Annotated in this window: 2 protein-coding genes and 1 tRNA gene; all 3 read left to right on the top strand. The window is 63.1% G+C overall.

Annotated elements, in window-relative coordinates:
- Nucleotides 1–441: 441 nt before the first annotated feature.
- Nucleotides 442–2,865: an endopeptidase La gene (gene lon, locus SO139_RS45755; RefSeq protein ID WP_449384335.1), complete on the top strand. Its 2,424-nt coding sequence runs from the start codon at nt 442–444 to the stop codon at nt 2,863–2,865.
- 59 nt (nt 2,866–2,924) lie between these two features.
- Nucleotides 2,925–3,329, top strand: a complete 405-nt coding sequence (locus SO139_RS45750) for a GFA family protein (protein ID WP_449384336.1) — start codon at nt 2,925–2,927, stop codon at nt 3,327–3,329.
- A gap of 59 nt (nt 3,330–3,388) precedes the next feature.
- Nucleotides 3,389–3,465, top strand: a tRNA-Val gene (locus SO139_RS45745).
- The last annotated feature ends 85 nt before the right edge of the window (nt 3,466–3,550 follow it).

The raw sequence follows: 3,550 nt of genomic DNA, 5'->3' as shown, positions 1-3,550 counted from the left end.
TGCCGGGCCTGGAAGGTGTGGAAGAGGTCGTGATCTCCCGCGAGGTCGTGGAAGGCACGGCGCGTCCGCTCTACATCTACGCCGATCGCTCCGATCGCGCGGTCGAAAATGCCAGCGCCTGAACGGTGCTGGTCTGAGCCTTCGAACCTCTCGAATTGACGGCTGCGGAACGTGTCTCCGCAGCCGGTGCTGCGTCGCTCGTCCCGCGTGCGTAAGCGCTGAATGGCGCGCGTTTTTCAATGGCTTGACACCCCCCGGGTCGATAGCCACCTAATGTCAACGGCGAGCAGGAATTCTCTTCAAGATTCGCCTCACTTCGATCCGGCGAAGCCGGTCCAAGCTTTAGGGCCTACTGGTTTTGCGGATCACCTCGGCACCTTGTGGCGGTTGCGCTAGCTACGGCGGGCTGCGTGCAAGGGGGCAAAGCAAAAGGAAAAGGCCATGACCAATCCCAAACCCCGGCCAACCATCATTCACGGCGAAGCGCACGCTTATCCCGTGCTTCCCTTGCGCGACATCGTCGTTTTCCCGCACATGATCGTGCCGCTCTTCGTTGGCCGCGAGAAGTCGATCCGCGCGCTCGAAGAGGTGATGAAGAACGATGCGCTGATCATGCTCGCGACGCAGAAGAACGCATCCGACGATGATCCGGCGCCCGATGCGATTTACGAGACCGGTACGCTCGCCAGCGTGTTGCAGCTCCTGAAGCTTCCCGACGGCACCGTGAAGGTGCTGGTCGAAGGGCTCGAGCGCGCGCGCGTGGAGAAGTACACCGATCGCGCCGACTATTACGAAGCGACTGCGGTCGCGCTCGCCGACACCGATGCCAAGTCGGTCGAGGCCGAAGCGCTGGCACGCTCGGTCGTGTCCGACTTCGAGAGCTATGTGAAGCTCAACAAGAAGATCTCGGCCGAGGTCGTTGGCGTCGTGCAGGCGATCACCGATTTCGCCAAGCTCGCCGACACCGTTGCCTCGCATCTCGCCGTCAAGATCGCGGATCGGCAAGGAATTCTGGAGACGCTGTCCGTCACCTCGCGCCTGGAGAAGGTGTTGGGGCTGATGGAGAGCGAGATCTCGGTGCTGCAAGTCGAGAAGCGCATCCGCTCGCGCGTCAAGCGCCAGATGGAGAAGACCCAGCGCGAGTACTATCTCAACGAGCAGATGAAGGCGATTCAGAAGGAGCTCGGCGACGACGATGGTCGCGATGAGCTCGCTGATCTCGAAGAGAAGATATCGAAGACCAAGCTGTCGAAGGAAGCGCGCGAGAAGGCGCAGCACGAGCTGAAGAAGCTGCGCCAGATGTCGCCGATGTCCGCGGAAGCGACCGTCGTGCGCAACTATCTGGATTGGCTCCTGTCGATCCCGTGGAACAAGAAGTCCAAGGTCAAGAAGGATCTGGAAGCCGCGCAGGCGGTTCTCGATGCCGATCACTACGGGCTTGAGAAGGTCAAGGACCGCATCGTCGAGTATCTTGCGGTGCAGTCGCGCGCCAACAAGCTCACGGGTCCGATCCTGTGCCTGGTCGGCCCGCCCGGCGTCGGCAAGACCTCGCTCGGCAAGTCGATCGCCAAGGCGACGGGGCGCGAATTCGTGCGCGTCTCGCTCGGCGGCGTGCGCGACGAGGCCGAGATCCGCGGTCATCGCCGCACCTATATCGGCTCGATGCCCGGCAAGATCATCCAGTCGATGCGCAAGGCGAAGTCGTCCAATCCGCTGTTCCTCTTGGACGAGATCGACAAGATGGGCGCCGACTTCCGCGGCGATCCGTCCTCGGCGCTGCTCGAGGTCCTGGACCCCGAGCAGAACTCGACCTTCAACGACCACTATCTCGAGGTCGACTACGATCTCTCCAACGTGATGTTCATCACGACCGCGAATACGCTCAATATTCCGGGGCCGCTGATGGACCGCATGGAGATCATCCGGATCGCGGGCTACACCGAGAACGAGAAGGTCGAGATCGCGCGCAAGCACCTGATCCCGAACGCGGTGTCCAAGCACGGTCTGGACTCCAAGGAGTTCTCGATCGACGATGACGCGCTTTTGCTTCTGATCCGCCGCTACACCCGCGAAGCGGGCGTGCGCAATCTGGAGCGTGAGCTCTCGACACTCGCCCGCAAGGCGGTGAAGGAGCTGATGATCTCGAAGAAGAAGTCGGTCAAGGTCACCGAGAAGACTCTGGAAGAGTTTCTGGGTGTGCCGAAGTACCGCTTCGGCGAGATCGAGAGCGAGCCGCAGGTCGGCATCGTCACCGGCCTTGCATGGACCGATGTCGGCGGCGAGCTGCTGACGATCGAAGGCGTCATGATGCCCGGCAAGGGCAAGATGACGGTCACGGGCAATCTGCGCGACGTCATGAAGGAGTCGATCTCGGCGGCGGCATCCTACGTCCGCTCCCGCGCGATCAACTACGGTGTCGAGCCGCCGATGTTCGACAGGCGCGACATCCACGTGCACGTGCCGGAGGGCGCTACCCCGAAGGACGGTCCGTCCGCGGGCGTTGCGATGGCCACCGCGATCATCTCGGTCATGACCGGCATCCCGGTCCGCCACGATGTCGCAATGACCGGCGAGATCACGCTGCGCGGTCGCGTGCTGCCGATCGGCGGTCTGAAGGAGAAGCTCCTGGCTGCCGCCCGCGGCGGCATCAAGACGGTGCTGATCCCTGAGGACAACGCCAAGGATCTCACGGAGATTTCCGATGCGATCAAGGGCGGCATGGACATCGTCCCGGTCTCGCGGCTCGACGACGTCGTCGCCCGGGCATTGGTGAAGAAGCCGGTGCCGATCGTCTGGGAAGAGGACACCAAGGTGACGGTGAAGCCGGACGGCGACGAAGCAGCCGGCGGCCTGACCGCTCACTGACCGGCCAAAGATGTTAAAACGGCGCCTTCGGGCGCCGTTTTTGTTTCGGGAGCATGGGCATGCAGATTGACGGACAATGCCATTGCGGCCGGGTCAGCTACGCGGCGGAGATCGATCCGGATGCCGTCTCGGTGTGCCACTGCAACGATTGCCAGGCGCTGACCGGGTCTCCCTTCCGGGTGACCGCGGTCTGCTCCGGTCAAACCATCCGCCTGACCGGCGGAAAGCCCAAGGTCTATGGCAAGCGCGGCGACAACGGCCGGATGCGCTTCCAGCATTTCTGCGGCGACTGCGGTTCCCCGTTGTTCACCAGCGGCGAGGGCACCGAAGCCGATGATTGGGGCATCCGCTGGGGCAGCATCCGCCAGCGCGAGGCCTTGCGGCCCAGCCGGCAGATCTGGTGTCAGTCGGCGGCGCTGTGGATCGACGCCGTGCCGGGGCTGCCAGGGCGGCCCAGGGACTAACACTGATTGACGTTCGGCCCTTGCCCCTTCGGGGGGCCTAGGGCTAAAGATGCGGCGAGGGGCGGTTAGCTCAGCTGGTTAGAGCATCTCGTTTACACCGAGAGGGTCCGCGGTTCGAATCCGTGACCGCCCACCAGCCTTCGCTCTGTCCGGCCCGAAGACATGGGTAACGGACCGTACCTAAGACATGGGTGACAGCCTCGTGCCGAACGGGTTGTCGA

The sequence above is a fragment of the Bradyrhizobium sp. UFLA05-89 genome, assembly GCF_059803475.1.
Note: the sequence above shows the minus strand (reverse complement) of the source record. Positions and strands in the feature narration are given on the sequence as shown.